This window comes from Gaetbulibacter aestuarii (genome assembly GCF_039537665.1).
GTDB classification, from domain to species: Bacteria; Bacteroidota; Bacteroidia; order Flavobacteriales; family Flavobacteriaceae; genus Gaetbulibacter_A; species Gaetbulibacter_A aestuarii.
The window spans coordinates 18,980-38,644 of sequence record NZ_BAABAY010000008.1 but is presented as its reverse complement, the minus strand read 5'-3'; the positions used below and the strand labels follow the sequence as shown (position 1 = coordinate 38,644).

Here is a 19,665-nt window from a genome sequence, read left to right as displayed (position 1 = left end):
CACGAATTTCAGACTTCAAAATTTAACGTGCATCCCATTTAACAAATACGATATATCCCTTTTATTATTAAATAGAAAATGGTATTTTCGCGCACGATATTTTGTCGACCCTAGGTAAAATCTTTTAAATTAAACGAAACAGGCTCCGGTTTGGAGCTTACAAATAAAACAAACACATGGCAGTTTTAAATAAGATCAGACAACGCTCTTTATTTTTGATTTTGATTATCGCTTTAGCGTTATTCTCTTTTGTTCTTGCAGATTTATTTAAAAATAATAATGCTTTTAATTCCAAAGCTCAAAATACGGTAGCCACCATTAACGGGAAGGATATCACACGAACTGAATTTATGAACCGGGTAGAAGGTATGCAACGTCAATTAGGACCTAATGCTACCAATACGCAGGTTATGAATCGTGTTTGGGATCAGATGGTAAGAGAACGCGTATTGGAAAGTCAATATGAAGAACTGGGGATTTCTGTAGAGAAGGATCAAATGCGCGATTTATTGAAATCGACTTTGGCTAGTGCTCCGGAGTTTTTAGATGAGAATGGGATGTTTGATGAAAATAAATTGAATGAATTTATTGCCAACTTAAAAGAAATTGAACCACAACCGGGATATCTGGGTGGTCAACCTATCACTTTTTCGGATTGGACAAATTATGAAAGTAGCCTGGCTCAAAATGCTTTGCAACAAGAATATTTTAATTTAGTTAAAGCCGGTTTAACAGGCACCCTGGCTGAAGGTAAATTAGATTATGAATTAGATGGAAACAAACGCGATATTAAATTCGTTCAGATTCCTTACGAATCAATTCCGGATAGTTTGATTAAAGTAACCAAAGATGACGTGTCCGATTATATCGAAGCGCATTCAAGTAGTTATCAGGTTGAAGAGTCCAGAGATATTCGTTATGTGCAATTTAAAGAGGAAGCTTCGGTTGAAGATCAAAACCAAATCAAAAAAGATTTAACGGATTTGTTAAAAGACCGTGAGGAATATAATCAGGTTACAAAACTTACAGATACCATAAAAGGTTTTCTACATACCTCAGATAATAAAGATTTTGTAAATACAAATTCTGACATTAAGTTTAATGAGCAATTTCAATTTAAAAGTCAGTTGCCATCTGCTGTAGCAGACAGTTTATTTAATTTGAATGAAGGTGAAATTTTTGGACCCTATAAAGATGGGAACGCATATAAAATTTCAAAATTACTCGCTGTAAAACAAATCCCGGACTCTGCTACGGTGCGTCATATTCTTATTCCATTTGTTGGTGCTACAAGAGCAACACCGGATGTGACTAAAACAGATGCTGAGGCTAAGAAAACAGCTGATAGTATTTACAATATCATTGAAAAGAACAGATCTAAATTTACCGATTTATTAGAGCTTTCTTCAGATCAGGTAAGTAATCAAAATAATGGTGAGATCGAGTTTGCTTATACAGCGTCGTTCGCACCTGAGTTCAAAGATTTTTCATTTAATAATCCGGTAGGATCTTTAAAGGTTGTAAAAACATCTTTTGGTTACCATGTGATTGAGATCTTAAAACAAACTGATAAACAAAAAGCAGTTCAATTAGCAATTTTAGCAAGAAAAATTGAACCATCAGAAGCTACTATAGATAAGGTGTTTAGAGATGCCTCTAATTTTGAAATAGCTGTTGCGGATAAAGATTTTGATGAGGTTGCAAAAGAAGATAATTTTACTGTAAGACCGGTGAATAAAATCAAAGCTTTGGACGAGAGTATTCCGGGTATCGGTAATCAGCGTCAAATAGTAAGATGGGCCTTCCAGGAAGATGTTGAAACAGGCGCTGTAAAGCGTTTTACGGTAACTAATGGTTATGTTATCGCTCAATTAGTAGCTAAACACGAAGCTGGTTTAATGCCGGTTGACGAAGCTACTGCCAGTGTATTACCAATAATCCGTAAACAAAAGAAAGCGGAGCGTATTAAAGAAGGTGTAACTGCTACGAATTTAGATGATCTGGCTAAATCTGAAAATACAACGGTGAGGTCAGCCTCAGCTGTAACCATGAAAAACCCAACCATCGCAGGTGCCGGTAGAGAACCTATGGTAGTTGGTGCGGCATTCGGTCTTAACGAAGGAGAAACTTCAGGATTGATTCATGGCGAAAAAGGAGTTTACATGGTTCAGGTAACCAAAGTAACGCCGGCTGTAGAACTTGATAATTATCAAGCTGCTGCTAACCGCGTTCAAAATGTAAAAATTAGTGTGGTAACTTCTAAACTATATTCAGCGCTTAAAGATGCTGCTGAAATTGAAGATGATCGTGCCAAGATTCAAATACAATAAACAACACAACGACTAACTAGAACAAGAAGCCTCGATGAATAATCGAGGCTTTTTTATAGAATCATATCGGTATAGTTTATTACCGTGTTGAAACCTTTGCTTTTAAAATAATCACGAGGATCACTTTCTGAAGTTGCCAGAATAAAATCGCCACCCCAGGCTCCAAGACTTTTTATATGGCCTGTAAAGTCTTTAAAATAAAGATCTTTAACAGGGGTTTGTTTGGTGATTTCGGCAATAAGGGTTTCGTGCAGATCTAACTGTTCTTCAAAAGCTGGGAGGTTTTTGCATTCCAATAAACGCTCAGTTATCAAATTGATCTCAGCAATGGTGCCGGTTTTATTTTTTTTATTGGCACGATAATGTGAAATACCTTCACGACTGTTTTGTTTTCGGTTCAAATACACAAAATATAATTGCGATTTAAAATTTGGGTCGAATTTAACCGGTTTAACCAAACGAGAACCTTCTTTTATTTGATAAAGGATCGGAGATTGGCTTTGAGCGCAGGCAATATCATAACCACTTCCTCCAAAAGTTCTTTCCAACAAAGTATAAGGATCGATTTCTGCCCAATTGGCGATATTATTGATCAAGGTTGAAGAACTTCCCAAACCCCAGTCTCTTTGAAAATCAAGATGTGTTGTCACCTTGAAACCCAGTTCACCCGTAAGGAAACCCGGATTTAAATCTCGAGCGGTTCTCAAAATTTGAATGAGGCGATTAGAGAATTCATTTTCAGGACTTTTTGAACGTTCTAATTTTTTTAAAGTAAACTTGTCCTCATACCAAATGTTTCCTTGGTTATCCAGGCTTTTCCAGATTAGTTCATTTGATTTACTAGGTTCTACGTTAAGATTTTGCCCAAATGTTGTTGGTAAAGCCAGGGCGAGTGCACCATCGAGAATCACATATTCTGCGCTCAGTAATAATTTACCATGACTTGAAAATGTCTTCACTATGTTAAGCTTTAATACGTAATTTATTTAAGGCATCAACCACAGCGCTATGCGTAACGGTATCGTCCTGAAACTGCGAGATAAGTTTTGTTTTTTCCTCTGAAGTTGCTTCAAACTGATTAAGTATATTCAGTAAATGCATTTTCATATGGCCCTGCTGAATCCCGGTAGTAGTCAACGATTTAAGCGCTGCAAAATTTTGAGCTAACCCTGCAGCTGCAATGATTTGCATGAGTTCTCTGGCAGAAGGATGACCTAATAGCTCCAGAGCGAGTTTAACCAAAGGATGCAATCCGGTTAATCCGCCAACCGTTCCTAAAGCCAATGGAATATCCATCCAAAAGGTGAAAGTGTCATCCTCGATTTTTGCGTGTGATAAACTGCGATATTGACCATCTCTTGCAGCAAAAGCATGAACGCCTGCCTCAATGGCTCTAAAGTCGTTACCGGTTGCCAAAACTACAGCATCTACGCCATTCATGATGCCTTTATTATGCGTTACGGCGCGATAGGGTTCGGCTTCAGCAATTTTTACAGCCTGAACGAATTTTTCAGCAAAGGCCTGACCTGAAACATCTGTTATTTCCGATAATTCTTCAACGGAACAACTTACACTAACGCGTACCAAACAATCCGGAACGTAATTAGATAAAATACTCATTACAACATCAATAGCTCTTTCTTCATCTGAAAATCCATCATATATTGCTGCTTGTTCTTTAAGTGTTTTAGCAAACTGCTCCAAACAAGAATTTATAAAATTGGCGCCCATGGCATCTAAGGTCTCGAAAGTGGCATGAAGTTGATAATAGTTCGGAATCGCATCCGTTTTATTAATTAATTCAATATCCAAAATACCGCCACCCCGACGTTCCATATTCCTGGTAATATCTTTACAATCGGTAATAAGAAGTGGTTTTACAAAATCGAAAAAGGCTTTTAGGGTTTCGAAATCACCGAAAAACATAAAATGGACTTGTCCAATCTTGGTTGTAGCTAAAACTTCCGCTTTAAAACCACCACGATCCAACCAAAACTTGGCAGCCTTACTGGCTGCAGCAACAACTGAGCTTTCCTCTATGGCCATGGGAACCGTATAGTGTTTCCCATTAATCAGGAAATTGGGAGCCACACCAAAGGGTAAATAATAATTGGTGATGGTGTTTTCAATAAATTCATCATGCAATTGCTGTAATTTTTGATTGGTATTCCAATATTGTCTGATTATAGTCTTAGCATTTTCAGTATTAGAAAAATACGTTTTAACAATCCAATCAATTTTTTCTGATTTGGATAGTTTTGAAAAGCCAGCAATGGTTTTGCTCATAGGAATTTGTTTTACAGATGCAAAGATACTATTCTTGATACGAATATCGTATTAAGGCCTGGTTTGAATCGCCAGATTAAACGTTAATGTTAATGGTTATTTTCATAATTTTTAGTAAACTTGACATCATTTTGTGAAATAAACATTTTTTTTGATGAAAAAGTTAAAATTCTCCCTATTCCTTACCTTAATTTTTAGCATCACCTTATCGGCCCAAACAAAAAAAATCTCTCTCGAGGAGATATGGAATGGTACGTTCCGTACTGAAAGAATGGACGTGTTGCATTCCATGAATAATGGGAAACAGTATACGGTGTTAAATGTCAATCCCTACGAGAAAACCACCTCGGTAGATATTTATGATTATGAGACCGCTGAAAAGATTGGAACTATTGTTAATTCTGGCGATCTGGAAGCCTTACCGTATTTTACCGATTACAAATTCAGTAAAGATGAATCGGAACTTATTTTGGCAATCGATGAAGAATCCATTTACAGGCGTTCTACTTTAGGTCATTATTTTGTTTACGATTTAAAAACAAAGTCATTGAGCCCAATTGCTGAAGAAAAAATTCAGGAACCCACCTTTTCTCCGGACGGGACTAAAGTGGCTTATGGTTATGAGAATAATATTTACATTAAAGACCTGACTAACAATGAGACGACTCAGGTGACCTTTGACGGTGAAAAAAATAAGATTATTAATGGCATTACCGATTGGGTTTACGAAGAAGAATTTGCTTTCGTTAGAGCTTTTGATTGGAATGCCAGTAGTGATAAACTAGCTTTCATTCGATTTGATGAAACTGACGTGCCACAATATTCGATGGATATATATGGGGATTACCTTTATCCGAAGCAAGAGGTTTTTAAATATCCGAAAGCAGGTGAAAACAACTCTGTAGTTTCTTTACATGTTTATAATCTTAAAACAAATAATACTACGGATGTCAAGTTAAATAAGTCCTATAGTGATTTTTATATTCCAAGAATGAAATGGACCAATGATCCGAACATTCTTAGTGCACAATATTTGAATCGACATCAGAACGACCTCGACCTTTGGTTAATCAACACCGCTGATAATACCGTTAAAATAGCTTTAAATGAAACGGATAAAGCTTATATTGATGTGACTGATAATCTTACTTTTTTAAGTGATAACAGTTTTATCTGGACCAGTGAAAAGGATGGCTATAACCATATTTATCATTATGCGGCATCAGGTAAATTAATCGATCAGGTAACCAAGGGAAAATGGGAAGTTACTGATTTTTATGGTGTGGATGAAGCCAGTAAAACAGTGTACTACCAATCTGTTGAAAATGGTTCTATAAACCGCGATGTTTATTCTATTCATTTGAATGGTAGAAATGAAAAACGATTAACACAGGATACCGGAACAAATTCAGCATCTTTTAGTGCTGATTATACCTATTTTATTAATTCATTTTCAAATGTTTCAACACCAACACGTTACACCTTAAATTCAGGTAAAACCGGCGAGGTTATTCGAACTATTATTGATAACCATGAATTATCAGAGAAATTAGCTGAATACAATATCGTTCAAAAAGAATTCAGCACCATTCATATTAATGGAAATGATCTCAATACCTGGATGATAAAACCGGCGGATTTTGATCCGTCTAAAACCTACCCGCTTTTAATGTTCCAATACTCGGGACCGGGCTCCCAGCAAGTTTCAAATCGTTGGAATGCTTCAAATGATTATTGGTATATGAAATTAGCTGCAGAAGGTTATATTATCGCTTGTGTAGATGGTAGAGGTACAGGATTAAAAGGTGCCGCTTTTAAGAAAGTAACCCAGCTCCAATTAGGAAAATACGAGGTTGAAGATCAAATTTCAGCAGCAAAGTATTTTGGTGAATTACCTTATATTGATGCCTCCAGAATTGGTATCTGGGGTTGGAGTTACGGTGGCTTTATGAGTAGTGGAGCCTTATTTAAAGGTAATGATGTATTTAAAATGGCTATTGCGGTTGCACCTGTAACGAGCTGGCGTTTTTACGATTCAATTTATACAGAACGATACATGACCACACCTCAGGAAAATCCAGATGGCTATGACGATAATTCTCCTTTGAATTTTGCAGACAAACTGAAAGGCAAGTTTTTGTTGGTTCACGGCTCAGCCGACGATAACGTACATTTGGAAAATACCATGCGATTAACCGAAGCGCTTATTCAAGCTAATAAACCCTTCGATATGGCTATCTATCCTGACAAGAACCACGGCATTTATGGCGGTAATACTCGATTACATCTGTATGAAAAAATGACGAATTTCATTCATGAGAATTTATAATAGAATTAAAGTGACAATTGACTAACAAGACAAACTAACACAAATATCTATGGCGACAATATCAGCAAAACAAGCACATCAAAAAGAATTATTCGGACACCCGGTCGGACTTTACATTCTGTTTTTTACAGAAATGTGGGAACGATTTTCATATTATGGTATGCGGGCTATCCTTGTTCTCTATCTTGTTCAATCAACACAGGATGCAAATGCCGGTTTGGGTTGGACAACCGGAGAAGCTTTAGCGCTTTATGGCTGGTATACCATGCTGGTTTACGTGATGTCTATTCCGGGTGGTTGGATAGCCGATAAGTATTTAGGACAGAAGAAATCCGTGCTTTATGGAGGAATCCTTTTGGTAGCGGGACACAGTATCCTGGCAGTTGAGCAAATGTGGGCCTTTTATACCGGTTTAGGTTTGATTATCGCCGGGGTAGGTATGTTAAAACCAAACATCTCCACCATGGTAGGCGGTTTGTACAAAAAAGGCGATATCCGCAGAGATAAAGGTTTTACCATTTTTTATATTGGAATTAATGTTGGTGCCTTTCTTTCAGGTTTGATTGTTGGTTATGTAGGAGAAGTGCATGGTTGGCATTATGGCTTTGGTCTGGCCGGGATAGGAATGGCTCTTGGTTTGATTCAGTATATCGCCGGTCAAAAATATTTAAAACACGTAGGAAATAATCTCGGATCTTCTATTGATGAAGAGGAGAAGGCCGCTATGAAGCGACCATTGAACAAAGCTGAAAAAGACCGTGTGGTTGTCCTGTTTATCTCATTTCTCTTAGTTGTGGTTTTTTGGGGTGCGTTCGAACAAGCAGGTGGCTTGATGAATATTTACACGTCTGAAAAAACCAACAGGATGTTATTAGGCTGGGAAGTTCCGGCTTCATGGTTTCAGTCATTGAATTCTATGTTCATTATACTTCTGGGAACCACTGTAGCGTCCTATTGGGCTAAACGTAAATTAAAAGGTAAGGTGGCTACTTCATTGTTTAAAATGATTATTGGCCTAATTATTATGGGGTCTGGTTTCTTTTTTATGACGGCTGCCTCAGCTCAATACCAGGCAACAGGATCATCTGCTATGTACTGGTTAGTTTTGGCCTATTTATTTCATACTGTTGGCGAATTATGTCTATCGCCTGTGGCCCTTTCCTATATCACTAAATTAGCGCCTTTAAAATATGCGTCTTTAATGATGGGTATTTATTTTGCAGTAACCGGATTTGGAAATAAAATTGCAGGATTACTAGGTGAGGCATCAGAGAGTCTTGGAGAATACACTATTTTCACCGGTATTGCGGTATTTTGTATTTCTTTCGGCTTGTTAGTCATGGTATTCCGTAAGAAACTTGAAGGGCTTACTCATGGTGCAGAAGATGATGAGCATGAAATGCATGACGATGAATAGCATTCTATAAAAAAATTCATAACAATAAACCAACGATTATGGCAACAGACACCACTACAGAACAGTTTTTTAAAAATCCTGTAATTGGGCATCCTGCAGGACTATTTGTATTGTTTTTTACAGAAATGTGGGAGCGTTTTTCATACTACGGAATGCGCGCCTTATTGGTACTTTTCTTAACCTCTTCACTTTTTGATGAAGGTTGGGCCTGGCCTCGTGAACACGCCCTGGCACTTTATGGAACCTATACATCCTTAGTATATTTAACGCCTATTATAGGTGGTTACATAGCAGATAAATTCATTGGTTACAGAAAAGCTGTTGTTCTGGGAGCTTTCGTAATGACGCTCGGTCATGCCTCTATGGCTGTTGAAACACATTTTTCATTATACCTCGGACTCTTCTTTTTAGTGGTTGGAAATGGCTTTTTTAAGCCCACAATGACTTCTATTATTTCACAAATGTATGAGAAACACCCAAACAAAAAAGATGGTGCTTATACCATTTATTACATGGGGGTTAATGCCGGAGCTTTCCTGGGAATTCTGCTTTGTGGTTATTTAGGTGAAGAATGGGGCTGGAGCTATGGTTTCGGTTTGGCCGGAGTTTTTATGTTTTTTGGTATGCTGCAATTCTATTTTACCCAAGGGATTTTTGGACATTTAGGTTTGAAACCAAATAAGGAGACCGATAGAGAATTTGTTGAAACCGATAAAGATAAATTGAATCCTTTTACCGCTTTTGATAAAATTCTGATGATCGTGAGTGCGGTAATAGGATTGGTTTGGATCATCAACGATCCTGTATCTAAAATTGGCGGAACAGATTTATTTAATTTTGAAGTCGGATCTCTTTCCGGGTCGAATGCGGTGATTTTGTTTGCCTTGGCTTTATTTTTGATTCTTATCGTAAGCCGAATCACAAGATTTGTTTCAGTAACACGAGATAGAATGATTGCTGTTGCTGTATTTGCCTTCTTCACTATTTTCTTTTGGGCCGCTTTTGAACAGGCCGGAGGTTCTATGACCATTTTTGCCAACGATTACACTCAGCGCGTTCTTGAAGGTAATTCAGCAAACATTTACAGAATCGCAAATACTTTAATAACCATTATTCCACTTGGTGTTATTACCTGGGTTTTATGGAAATTGTTTAGTCAAACTTTTGCAAAATACACGCTGGGGAATGTTTTTTTAGCGACTAGTTTCATCATTATTTGGACTTTAGTAATCATCATGCTTTATCAACAATATTCCGCTGATTCACCAGAAGTTCCGGCATCGTGGTTTAGTATCTTAAACTCCTTATTTATTATTGTTTTTGCACCTTTATTTTCCAAGCTTTGGGAAAGCAAATACAACCCCAGTGCCGCTGTAAAATATGGTTTAGGGTTGATTCTTCTTGGTGTTGGATTTCTAGCCTTAGCTTATGGCGCTTCAGGTATTCCTCAAGGAGCTAAAACTGCAGCTGTGAGCATGGTTTGGCTGGTATTTGCTTATTTTTTCCATACGATGGGTGAGTTATGCTTGTCGCCGGTAGGTTTATCTTATGTGAGTAAATTAGTGCCTGCTCGAATGATCGCCATGATGTATGGTGTGTGGTATTTGGCTATTGCCATTGGGAATAAATTAGCCGGAAGTAGTGGTGGTATGATCGATGCCATTACCAAAGAATACTCATTATCAACGTTCTTTATGCTATTTTTCTTGATTCCTGCGGGGGCTGGTGTTTTAGTGATCTTACTTAACCCAATTCTAAAAAAGCTGATGCATGGCGTCCGATAATCGAAAAATTAGTTAAAAAAGTATCAAAATGCGCCTTTGTAGGCGCATTTTTTGTAAGTTCGGCCTAAGTTTTGCAAAACAACTACCATGAGAAAGATACTATTTACTTTACTGTTCTTTGCTTTTTTAAGCACAACAGTGTCTGCACAAGAAATCAACTGGGTGTCATTGGAACAAGCCCTGGAACTTCAAAAGAAAGAACCTAAAAAGATCATGATGGATGCCTATACAAATTGGTGTGGGCCATGTAAAATGTTGGATAAGAATACCTTTCATAACCCCGATGTTGTAGCATATGTAAATAAAAATTACTATGCGGTGAAATTCAATGCTGAAGGAAATGAAGCCATAACTTATAATGGTAAGAACTATGCGAACCCCAATTATGATCCGGCATTGGCTAATAGAAGAAACTCCCCACATGAGTTATCTCGTTATTTGAGGATTTCGGCATATCCAACGATCGTGTTTATGGATGAAACAGGAAATGTGATTGCTCCTATCGTTGGCTATCAAAAGCCTACACAATTGGAGTTGTATTTAAAACTTTTTAAAACAGACGATTATAAAAGTATCACCTCACAGGATCAATTCACAGAGTACTACAATAAATTCAAACCTGAATTTCAAAATTAAAAATAAGATATTCAATATTTAATTATAAATGCTCCCTTTTTGTCTGTGCGATGAAAAGGGATTTTTCTTTTGTAACAAATGGCTTCCCAGCGCTCTTTGTAGGTATTGTAATTACTTCCATCGGCGATAATATATTTGGGTTGAAGCGAATCGATAAGGCGATTCATATTTATTTTTGGTGAAGTCCGCAGTAAAACATAATCGGGTTTTGAGGATTCGAGTTGATAAACACCTAAACTATCTATAATAAACAAAACCTTATTCCCTAATTCATAAATGTTTTGAATTGTATCATTTTTGGTTGTGTTAATGCTATGTGCTAAAGTGAAATTTGAAATCAGGTTAGATTCAGCAGCATTTAATTTTCCGTTTTTTGAAGAAATTATAAGCGTATTTTTAATATGATTCGCTAAAATGGTACTTTTTGTTTTTTGAAAGATGATAAATTCATTGTTCGAGACATATTGCTGATTGAAAATAGCATAAAGTTGGAGACTGATCAGGCTAATGAATAGAATTACCAAATAATTAAAACGTCTTTTTAAGATAAACAGCATAGTGAAAATGATGATGCTGTAACCGATTATTAAGTGATATTCCGTGAACCGGATATGTTCAAAGAGAAATGCATCTTGTTTTGAGACCCAAACTATAAAAGTATTCATCAGGTCAACAACATAGCCAAAAGATATTGCTAAAAACACAGGGAGCAGATTTAAACCGGCTAAAACTATTACCAGGATTCCAAAGCCTAAAATGATTCCTAAAAACGGAATTATCACCAAATTCGAGATAAAAAACAAACCAGGAAACTGATGAAAATAAAATAAACTCAAAGGTAAAATTCCCAGCTGTGCCGCTATAGTTACGGTTAAGGTGTGCCAGTAAATATCGGTGATCTTGTATTTGGGTTTCCATAAACGATAAAGATGAGGGTCGATACTAATTATGGCGAAAACTGCGGCATAACTCAATTGAAATCCCACATCAAAAATATATAAAGGTCTAAAAAGTAAAATTAGAAACATGGATATCGCAAGCGTGTTGTAAAGGTTTGTGGGTCTATTAAAATTTTGCGCTATTGAAATTAAACTGAACATGGCAGTGGCTCGTGTAACCGAAGCTGAAAATCCCGCAATACAAGCAAATGCCCATAAAATAATGATGAGTAGAATGGTCTTGATTAATTTGCCGTGTTTTAAACGTTCCAAAGGTTTGAAAAGGAAACTAAAAATGAGTAGTATAATCCCAACATGTAAACCAGACACAGCCAATATGTGGATGGCGCCGGCATCCGCGTAATTGCTGTAAAGTTCAGGGCTCAGGTCTTGTCGCTGTCCTAATAGAAGTGCATTTATTACGCCGAGTTCATCTTTGGAAAAAGGATATTCTCGAATTTTTTGGTTGATGTACTTTCTCAATTTATCCGTTGATCCCAATATTGAAAATCCCTTGGGATGGATCTTAATGAAATGATTATTTGTAATGAAGATCTCTCTGTAAATTTGCTTGCGATTGAGGTAGGATTTGTAATCAAATTGATTCGGATTGAGAGGCTGAGGTAAGGTTTCAAAAGCGTTTCTCGAAACGATGATTTCATCAATATCTAAAGAGGTTTGCGTACTATCAATCCTTATGTTTAGCAGTGTTTTTCCGGTTACGGAAATGCTGTCAATCTTTAATACTTCGGCGACAAATTTTTTATAATATGTGTTGGGTTTTAAGGTTTCTTTAATTTGAAGGGTGATCGTTTGAAGGCTATCTGAAGGGCCTAAATATTTTGTAAAATGCGATCTTTTTTGAAATTCATCATGACTGCTAACCGTTAGGATCCCAATGCATACGATACAAAAAAAAGAAGTTATGCCGAACCATGGTTTTTGGATAATTTGAGTGTTTGCTTTGGCAAAAAAGAAAGTTAAAATGGCTAAAGAAAATAGTGTAATTCCCAAAATATAGTCCATGGGAATATTGAGATAATATCCCAGGATAATACCGATGATCAGGCCAATAGTTAGCTTTATGAGGGTTAAATTAAGTAGGCGCATTGGGGGATGCTATCAAATATTATAAAATACGCCTGGCTTGATAAAATGCGTTGAGCCAGTAGGTTTCGTTCAGTCCTGAAATAATTACGCCTTGATGGGTTGTCGCGTGAATGAATTTAATATCATTATCTCGGATGTCTACAACAAGTCCGACATGGTTTACAGAATGGCGCCGGTTTCCGGTCTTAAAAAAAAGGAGATCACCCGTAATTACCTGTTTCAAGACAATTTTCTTTCCTTTTTTCGCCATATCTCTCGAGATTCTTGGGAGGAAAATATCTTCGGATCGAAAACTTTCGAATACCAATCCGGAGCAATCCATACCGCGCTTTGTGGTGCCTCCCCACTGGTAAGGTGTTCCTAAAAATTGTTCGGCATAAGTTATGATCCGTTCCCTGGTAGTTCTTGGTTTTTTGGTTTCAACTTCAGCAACATTTTTAAGATCTGGATCTTTTTTACCAATAATGATGTTTTCGGTTGTTTCCTTTTGCTGACGCCTTACTTTTCTTGATTTACAGCTTGAAAGACTCAGAATCAAAATGAGGGGGATAAGTAGGTATTTCATGAGGTTTATGGATTTAGGGACTTGTAAATAAGTTGGGCGGTTTTTTTACTTGCTCCTGAGCCTCCAAGAAGTTTTTCTAAATTATAATAATCAAGAAAAAGTGCTTCTCGTATGTCAGGTTTCAAAATACGTTCTAATTCTTTTTTAAGGCGTTTTTTATTGAAATCACCTTGAATGAGCTCAGTGACCACCTCCTTATCCATGATCAAATTCACCAAAGAGATATATTTTAATGTAATAATACGTTTCGCAATCTGATAAGATATGGTACTTCCTTTATAACAAACTACCTGGGGAACCTTAAACAAAGCCGTTTCTAAAGTTGCGGTTCCTGAAGTTACCAGGGCCGCAGTGGAAACACTTAATAAATCATAGGTGGCATTGGTAACAAAAGTCACGCGATTCTTCTTTATAAAACCTTCATAAAAACTATAATCCTGACTTGGGGCTCCAGCAATTACGAATTGGTAATCTTTAAAATCGTCCACCAGACTTAACATTACAGAAAGCATATTCTTAATTTCCTGCTTTCTACTTCCGGGTAACAAAGCAATGATCGGTTTATCAGATAACTTATGCGTTTTTTTAAATGCCTCAGGGCTCAATGGCTTTCTATTAGCAATAGCATCCAGGAGGGGATGACCCACAAAATGGACATCGTAATCATAGCCTTTATAAAAATCCTTAACAAACGGTAAAATAACATACATCTCGTCAATATCTCGCTTTATGGCTTTTACCCGACTAGCTCTGGAAGCCCATACCTGTGGAGATATATAATAACGCGTACTGAATCCTGATTGTTTAGCCCATTTTGCTATGCGCAAATTGAAACCTGAATTATCGATAAAAATAACAACATCCGGATTGGTCTTTTTGATATCTTCTTTACAAAAAGAGATCAGTTTAAGTAATTTATTCAGATTGTTAATAACCTCAAAAAAGCCCATGAAGGCGCGCTCTTTGTAGTGTTTTACCAACGTACCCCCCACAGCCTGCATGAGGTCGCCACCCCAAAATCGAATGTTAGCCTTTGGGTCGATCTCGTATAAGGCCTTCATTAAATTCGAGCCGTGTAGATCGCCTGAAGCTTCTCCTGCAAGGATATAGTAGGTCATGTTTTAAAAAAGTTTAAAAACAAAAGTAAATACAGCAACAAAAACAGTAATTAATAACACTCCTTTGGCGCGATGATCTTGCCGTTTCCGAATGAAAATAAAAAACACCAAAAGATTCAAAATAGCTCCAAGGCTTATTAATTTTCCTAAAAATCCTTCGGCAGCGGCGGCCTTAATTACCACAGCAAAATCTTCACCGTTTCCTAAAAAAACTGCTGCCAGAATTAATCCAATGGCGTTTGCGACTAGGCCAGTGAACATGCCGATAAAAATCTCTTTTTTCATGTAATTTTATTGTTTGTTGTTTTTGGGATTTAATTCCCAGGTACGTAATTCATTAATAAAGTGATGAGCGGTTAAATCAAAGTGAATTGGCACTACAGCCACATAATCATTTTCCAAAGCCCACTCATCAGTATCTTTTCCTTGATCTAAATTTACAAATTCTCCAGTTAGCCAATAGTATTCTTTACCCTGAGGATTTTTTCTTTTATCAAATTTTTCAACCCAATTCGCTTTAGCTTGTCTACAAATTTTAATGCCTTTGATAGCTTCAACATCCTTGTTTGGAATGTTGGTGTTGAGCACAACGCCATCGGGAAGGCCATGTTCCAAAACTTGTTTGGCTATGGTTTTTACAAAGGTTTTAGAGGCTTCAAAATTGGCATTCCAACTGTAATTTAATAGTGAAAACCCAATTGAAGGTATACCCTCAATACCCGCTTCAATAGCTGCACTCATGGTGCCTGAATATATCACATTAATTGAAGCATTCGAACCGTGGTTAATACCTGAAACACAGAGGTCAGGCTTCCTGGGCAGGAGTTGGCGGATAGCAATTTTTACACAATCTGCCGGTGTTCCAGAACAACTAAACTCGGTTTGTGGGCCATCAGTATTTTCCAGTTTTTCGGCAAATAACATGGAATCTAATGTGATCGCATGTCCCATACCACTTTGCGGACTATCGGGCGCTACCACATAAACGGTTCCTAAAGTATTCATAACTTCTATTAAAGCTCTGATTCCCGGTGCATTAATACCATCATCATTGGTAACGAGTATTAGGGGTTTTTCTGTCATAAATTGAAATTATAGCATCGCTAAAATACATATTTTACTTAGCAAAGTCGATTATTATTCGGTTTAACAAAAAATTAGTAGCAAATGCCACGGTTGGCATAGTTTTTTCTTTATTTTAGTAAAAATTATTGGAAGTGTCACCAAAATTAGCTTCCAAATAAGCTTAGATGATGAATATTATGAAAAAGAATTTTAAAGTACTTTCACTTTTGTTAGTACTTGCATTTGCGTCATGTAGTTTTACTTCAAAACGTTTTGATAACCCTGATAAAGACAAACGCTTACTAGAAATAGTAACCTTTGTTCTTCAACAAGGACACTACGATCCGGTGGATTTTAATGATGAATTCTCGGCCAACATGTTCAAGGATTATTTGAATTCAATAGATCCTGTAAAACGTTACTTTTATGCTTCAGATTATAAAGATTTTGAAAAATTTAGATATAATATAGACGACCAAATTCGAGCTACTGATATTACTTTTTTCAATGTGGTAAATGAACGTATGTTGAAACGTATTGAAGAGGCAAAGGCTATTTATAAGGATATTTTATCTAAGCCTTTTGATTATAATAAAGAAGAAACTTTCGATACGGATTATGAGAATAAACCCTATGTAAAGAACAAAACAGAAATGCGTGAACGTTGGAGAAAACAATTGAAGTTTTCAACGCTTTCCAACTATGACGATATTAAAACAGAAGAGAAAAACAAGAAAGAAAAGGATCCTGATTACGTAATGAAATCGGATGCTGAAATTGAAAAAGAAGCACGTGCTGCAACGTTAAAGTCCATTGATATTTATTTTAATGATAATGTGGATGACTTTAACCGCGACGATTGGTTTGCCGGATATGTAAACACCATGGTAGAAGAATTCGATCCGCATACGTATTATTTAGCCCCAAGAGGAAAGGAAGATTTTGATCAGCGGATGTCTGGTAAATTAGAAGGTATTGGTGCACGATTGCAAAAACGAAATGATTACATCAAAGTAGTAGAATTGATTACCGGTGGTCCTGCCTGGAGAAGTAATAAACTCGATGTAGAAGATGTGATTCTGAAAGTAAAGCAGGAAGATGAAAAATATCCTGTGAATATTGTAGGAATGCGCATCAGCGATGCTATAAAATATATCAAAGGCCCGAAAGGAACTAAAGTGACGCTTACGATTAAAAAGGTAGACGGAACCATTAAGGACATCACGATAACCCGGGATGTAGTTGAGCTTGGAGAAACTTATGCTAAGGCCGCCGTAATAGAAAAAGATGATAAGCGTTACGGTGTAATTGATCTACCCGCATTTTATGTGGATTTTAAAGACTACAAGAACATTAATGCCGCTAAAGATGTGCGTGAAGAAATCCTACATCTGAAACAAGATGGTATTGATGGTTTAGTTCTGGACCTTAGAAACAACGGTGGTGGTTCTTTGCCTGCAGTTGTTGATATGGCTGGATTATTCATCAAAGACGGCCCTGTGGTTCAGGTGCGATCAACCGGATCTAATAAAGAGGTTTTAAGAGATCGTGATAAATCTATAGTTTGGGATGGGCCACTTGTTATATTAGTAAATGAAATTTCAGCTTCTGCTTCTGAGATCATGTCTGCTGCCATGCAGGATTATAAACGTGCTATCATTATTGGTAGTAAACAAACTTATGGTAAGGGTACAGTTCAAAACGTTATCGATCTTAATAATGTTGTGCGCAACAATACAAGTGGCGATTATGGTGCCCTGGCTTTAACCACACAAAAATATTATAGAATTACCGGTGGCTCTGTACAATTGGAAGGTGTGAAAAGCGACGTTGTGGTTCCCGGTAGATTTAGTTATATCGATGTAGGTGAAAAGGATAAACCGAATCCATTACCTTATGATGTGATTGATCCTGCGGATTATACACCCTGGGGAAATTACCTCGATTTCGATTCGGCTATCAAACGAAGTAAAAAACGAATCAGCAAGAATGAGCAATTCAAACTCATTGATGAGAATGCGAAATGGGTGAAAAATAAAATAGATGAGACAGTATTCTCCTTAAATTACAATACCTACAAAAGTGATTTAGAAAAAAACGATCAAGAGGCTAAAAAATTTGACGCCATTAATGATTACAAAACAAATCTTACATTCGACTCAACAAGTTATGAGAAATCATTATTTGTAAATGATACGACCGATTTGAAAGAGAAACGTGATCGTTGGCATGAAAGTCTAAGTCAGGATGTTTATGTTGAAGAAGCATTAAATGTTCTTGAGGATCTAAAAATGGCACAACCTTTGAAAAAGGTGGCTTCAAATTCACCAGCTTCCACGGTTAAAAAGTAAATAAATACATGAGTTCATATTCAAACTCATTGAGACAATTAGCGCTCCGAAAATTTAAAAGGAATTTTTGGGGCGTTTTTAGTTTTTGGTTTATTGTCTTTGTGGGCTTCGTTGCAATTTTTGCTTACATTTTAGCGCCGGATAATTCGCAGTATGCTAATCAAATGCATTTGGCGATTCACTCGAAAAAACCCGGATTTACTGTTACAATGTTAACAATTCCTTCTGAAATTAAAACACCTCAAGGCACTTTTGATAAGTTGTTTTTTGGTAAAAAAGTTACGGATACGGAAGTTCCCATCGCATATTATTCTTTAGGAAAAGACACTTTAAACTACACGGAATACGCTTCCGATGGTCTGGAAGGAATGAAGAAGCACTTAGGCTTAAACAGGTTTCCAAACAAGGATGTTTCGAATTACATTCAGGAAAAAACCTTTTTGTTTGGCACGGATAAATATGGTCGCGATCTATTGAGTCGTATTCTCATAGGTGCTCGAATTTCCTTTTTTATTGGTTTTGTAGCGGTATTCATTTCTTTGATTATTGGTATTGTTATGGGTAGTCTGGCGGGATATTTCGGTGGAAAAGTAGATGCATTTATCATGTGGATCATCAACGTGACCTGGTCGATACCTACCTTACTATTGGTTATTGCAATAACATTGGCATTAGGGAAGGGTTTTTGGCAAGTTTTCATTGCTGTTGGATTAACGATGTGGGTTGAGGTGGCTCGTGTAGTACGAGGGCAAATAATAAGTGTGAAGGAGATGCAATATATTACGGCGGCCAGGGCACTTGGTTATACTGATTTCAGGATTATTAAAAAGCACATACTTCCTAATATTATGGCTCCTGTTATTGTGATTTCTGCGGCTAATTTTGCTTCAGCGATCCTTATTGAAAGTGGTTTGAGTTTTCTTGGAATAGGCGCGCAGCCACCCATGGCGAGTTGGGGTGCAATGATCAAAGATCACTACAATTATATCATTCTCGGGAAACCGTATTTGGCTATTATTCCGGGTTTGTGTATCATGAGTTTAGTTATGGCTTTTATGCTCATAGGGAATGCTCTGAGAGATGCTCTGGATGTTAAGAATTAAAGTTGATTTCCCAAATTATTATTCAATTCTTCAATGTAATTTAATACTGAATCCTGTCCTATTGATTTTGTAGCTGAAGTAATAAAGTATGGTGGCATGGTTTCCCAGGTTTCCAAAAGAACACTTTTATAAGTTTCAATGTGGCGCTCGATGGCCTTCGGTTTTAGTTTGTCAGCTTTAGTAAAGATGATGGAAAACGGAATGGCATTTTCCCCAAGCCATTGCATGAACTCCAAATCGATAAGTTGTGGTTCGTGTCTGATATCCACCAAAACAAAAGCCGAGATCAACTGTTCTCTTAAGGCAAAATACTGGGTTATAAATTTTTGAAATACCTTTTTGGTGCTTTTGGAAACTTTTGCATAACCATAACCCGGCAGATCGACAAGGTGCCAGTTTTTATTAATCAAAAAATGATTGATCAATTGGGTTTTTCCTGGTCTTCCAGAGGTTTTGGCCAGACTTTTTCTGTTGGTTAACATATTGATCAATGAGGATTTACCCACATTACTCCGACCAATAAAAGCGTATTCAGGCAGTCTTGTATTCGGACATTTTGATGCATCAGAATTACTTACAACAAATTCGGCTGATTTAATTTCCATGAGAAAATAATTTATTCAGGCGAAGCCC

15 protein-coding genes are annotated in these 19,665 nt (G+C 36.9%); 7 read left to right on the top strand and 8 right to left on the bottom strand.

The features are described from left to right. Window positions 1–176 precede the first annotated feature (176 nt). Complete coding sequence (locus tag ABD682_RS14595; protein ID WP_344742366.1) at window positions 177–2,330, top strand: SurA N-terminal domain-containing protein; 2,154 nt, start codon at window positions 177–179, stop codon at window positions 2,328–2,330. Between the two features lie 53 nt (window positions 2,331–2,383). Here the strand turns inward: ABD682_RS14595 and ABD682_RS14590 are convergent, their stop codons facing one another. Beyond that, window positions 2,384–3,289, bottom strand: coding sequence for a GYDIA family GHMP kinase (locus ABD682_RS14590; RefSeq protein ID WP_344742365.1), 906 nt, complete (start codon window positions 3,287–3,289; stop codon window positions 2,384–2,386). 4 nt (window positions 3,290–3,293) lie between these two features. Next, the gene (locus ABD682_RS14585; protein ID WP_344742364.1) at window positions 3,294–4,616 is read right to left on the bottom strand and encodes a hydroxymethylglutaryl-CoA reductase, degradative; all 1,323 of its coding nucleotides are present in this window, start codon (window positions 4,614–4,616) and stop codon (window positions 3,294–3,296) included. Window positions 4,617–4,770: 154 nt separating this feature from the next. Between ABD682_RS14585 and ABD682_RS14580 the strand changes: the two genes are divergently transcribed. From ABD682_RS14580 to ABD682_RS14565, 4 genes are all read left to right on the top strand, one after another. Then, the gene (locus ABD682_RS14580; protein ID WP_344742363.1) at window positions 4,771–6,945 is read left to right on the top strand and encodes a S9 family peptidase; all 2,175 of its coding nucleotides are present in this window, start codon (window positions 4,771–4,773) and stop codon (window positions 6,943–6,945) included. Between the two features lie 49 nt (window positions 6,946–6,994). Beyond that, window positions 6,995–8,362 carry a peptide MFS transporter gene (locus tag ABD682_RS14575; protein ID WP_344742362.1) on the top strand — a complete coding sequence of 456 codons (1,368 nt, stop codon included), beginning with the start codon at window positions 6,995–6,997 and terminating at the stop codon, window positions 8,360–8,362. A 38-nt stretch (window positions 8,363–8,400) separates the two neighbouring features. Further along, on the top strand, window positions 8,401–10,146 hold the full coding sequence (locus ABD682_RS14570; protein ID WP_344742361.1) for a peptide MFS transporter: 1,746 nt from the start codon (window positions 8,401–8,403) through the stop codon (window positions 10,144–10,146). An 87-nt stretch (window positions 10,147–10,233) separates the two neighbouring features. After that, window positions 10,234–10,782 carry a thioredoxin family protein gene (locus ABD682_RS14565; protein WP_344742359.1) on the top strand — a complete coding sequence of 183 codons (549 nt, stop codon included), beginning with the start codon at window positions 10,234–10,236 and terminating at the stop codon, window positions 10,780–10,782. 11 nt (window positions 10,783–10,793) lie between these two features. On the opposite strand, the gene ABD682_RS14560 is transcribed toward ABD682_RS14565, so the two are convergent. From ABD682_RS14560 to surE, 5 genes are read right to left on the bottom strand one after another with little or no spacing between them, the layout of a single operon-like run. Continuing rightward, window positions 10,794–12,830: a ComEC/Rec2 family competence protein gene (locus tag ABD682_RS14560; protein ID WP_344742358.1), complete on the bottom strand. Its 2,037-nt coding sequence runs from the start codon at window positions 12,828–12,830 to the stop codon at window positions 10,794–10,796. Window positions 12,831–12,849: 19 nt separating this feature from the next. Continuing rightward, window positions 12,850–13,395, bottom strand: a complete 546-nt coding sequence (locus tag ABD682_RS14555) for a C40 family peptidase (protein WP_344742357.1) — start codon at window positions 13,393–13,395, stop codon at window positions 12,850–12,852. Between the two features lie 5 nt (window positions 13,396–13,400). Further along, window positions 13,401–14,513 (bottom strand): lipid-A-disaccharide synthase, encoded by a 1,113-nt coding sequence (gene lpxB / locus ABD682_RS14550; RefSeq protein ID WP_344742355.1) that lies wholly within the window; start codon window positions 14,511–14,513, stop codon window positions 13,401–13,403. 3 nt (window positions 14,514–14,516) lie between these two features. Further along, window positions 14,517–14,798, bottom strand: a complete 282-nt coding sequence (locus ABD682_RS14545; protein ID WP_344742354.1) for a hypothetical protein — start codon at window positions 14,796–14,798, stop codon at window positions 14,517–14,519. 6 nt (window positions 14,799–14,804) lie between these two features. Continuing rightward, entirely contained in the window at window positions 14,805–15,596 is a 792-nt protein-coding gene (gene surE, locus ABD682_RS14540; protein WP_344742353.1) for a 5'/3'-nucleotidase SurE, read from the bottom strand. 179 nt (window positions 15,597–15,775) lie between these two features. Between surE and ABD682_RS14535 the strand changes: the two genes are divergently transcribed. Next, window positions 15,776–17,929, top strand: a complete 2,154-nt coding sequence (locus ABD682_RS14535; protein WP_395361087.1) for a carboxy terminal-processing peptidase — start codon at window positions 15,776–15,778, stop codon at window positions 17,927–17,929. Between the two features lie 8 nt (window positions 17,930–17,937). Next, window positions 17,938–19,032 (top strand): ABC transporter permease, encoded by a 1,095-nt coding sequence (locus ABD682_RS14530; RefSeq protein ID WP_344742350.1) that lies wholly within the window; start codon window positions 17,938–17,940, stop codon window positions 19,030–19,032. On the opposite strand, the gene yihA is transcribed toward ABD682_RS14530, so the two are convergent. Then, a complete protein-coding gene (gene yihA, locus ABD682_RS14525) occupies window positions 19,029–19,637 on the bottom strand; it encodes a ribosome biogenesis GTP-binding protein YihA/YsxC (protein WP_344742349.1) in 609 nt (202 codons plus the stop codon). The two genes, ABD682_RS14530 and yihA, sit on opposite strands and share 4 nt — an antisense overlap. Window positions 19,638–19,665: the final 28 nt, after the last annotated feature.

What these genes read in the sequence shown, in the direction of transcription:
- ABD682_RS14595 (WP_344742366.1), top strand. Translation starts at nt 177, where the DNA reads ATGGCAGTTTTAAATAAGATCAGACAACGCTCTTTATTTTTGATTTTG.
- ABD682_RS14585 (WP_344742364.1), bottom strand. Translation starts at nt 4,616, where the DNA reads ATGAGCAAAACCATTGCTGGCTTTTCAAAACTATCCAAATCAGAAAAA.
- ABD682_RS14580 (WP_344742363.1), top strand. Translation starts at nt 4,771, where the DNA reads ATGAAAAAGTTAAAATTCTCCCTATTCCTTACCTTAATTTTTAGCATC.
- ABD682_RS14575 (WP_344742362.1), top strand. Translation starts at nt 6,995, where the DNA reads ATGGCGACAATATCAGCAAAACAAGCACATCAAAAAGAATTATTCGGA.
- ABD682_RS14570 (WP_344742361.1), top strand. Translation starts at nt 8,401, where the DNA reads ATGGCAACAGACACCACTACAGAACAGTTTTTTAAAAATCCTGTAATT.
- ABD682_RS14565 (WP_344742359.1), top strand. Translation starts at nt 10,234, where the DNA reads ATGAGAAAGATACTATTTACTTTACTGTTCTTTGCTTTTTTAAGCACA.
- ABD682_RS14560 (WP_344742358.1), bottom strand. Translation starts at nt 12,830, where the DNA reads ATGCGCCTACTTAATTTAACCCTCATAAAGCTAACTATTGGCCTGATC.
- ABD682_RS14555 (WP_344742357.1), bottom strand. Translation starts at nt 13,395, where the DNA reads ATGAAATACCTACTTATCCCCCTCATTTTGATTCTGAGTCTTTCAAGC.
- lpxB (WP_344742355.1), bottom strand. Translation starts at nt 14,513, where the DNA reads ATGACCTACTATATCCTTGCAGGAGAAGCTTCAGGCGATCTACACGGC.
- ABD682_RS14545 (WP_344742354.1), bottom strand. Translation starts at nt 14,798, where the DNA reads ATGAAAAAAGAGATTTTTATCGGCATGTTCACTGGCCTAGTCGCAAAC.
- surE (WP_344742353.1), bottom strand. Translation starts at nt 15,596, where the DNA reads ATGACAGAAAAACCCCTAATACTCGTTACCAATGATGATGGTATTAAT.
- ABD682_RS14535 (WP_395361087.1), top strand. Translation starts at nt 15,776, where the DNA reads ATGAAAAAGAATTTTAAAGTACTTTCACTTTTGTTAGTACTTGCATTT.
- ABD682_RS14530 (WP_344742350.1), top strand. Translation starts at nt 17,938, where the DNA reads ATGAGTTCATATTCAAACTCATTGAGACAATTAGCGCTCCGAAAATTT.
- yihA (WP_344742349.1), bottom strand. Translation starts at nt 19,637, where the DNA reads ATGGAAATTAAATCAGCCGAATTTGTTGTAAGTAATTCTGATGCATCA.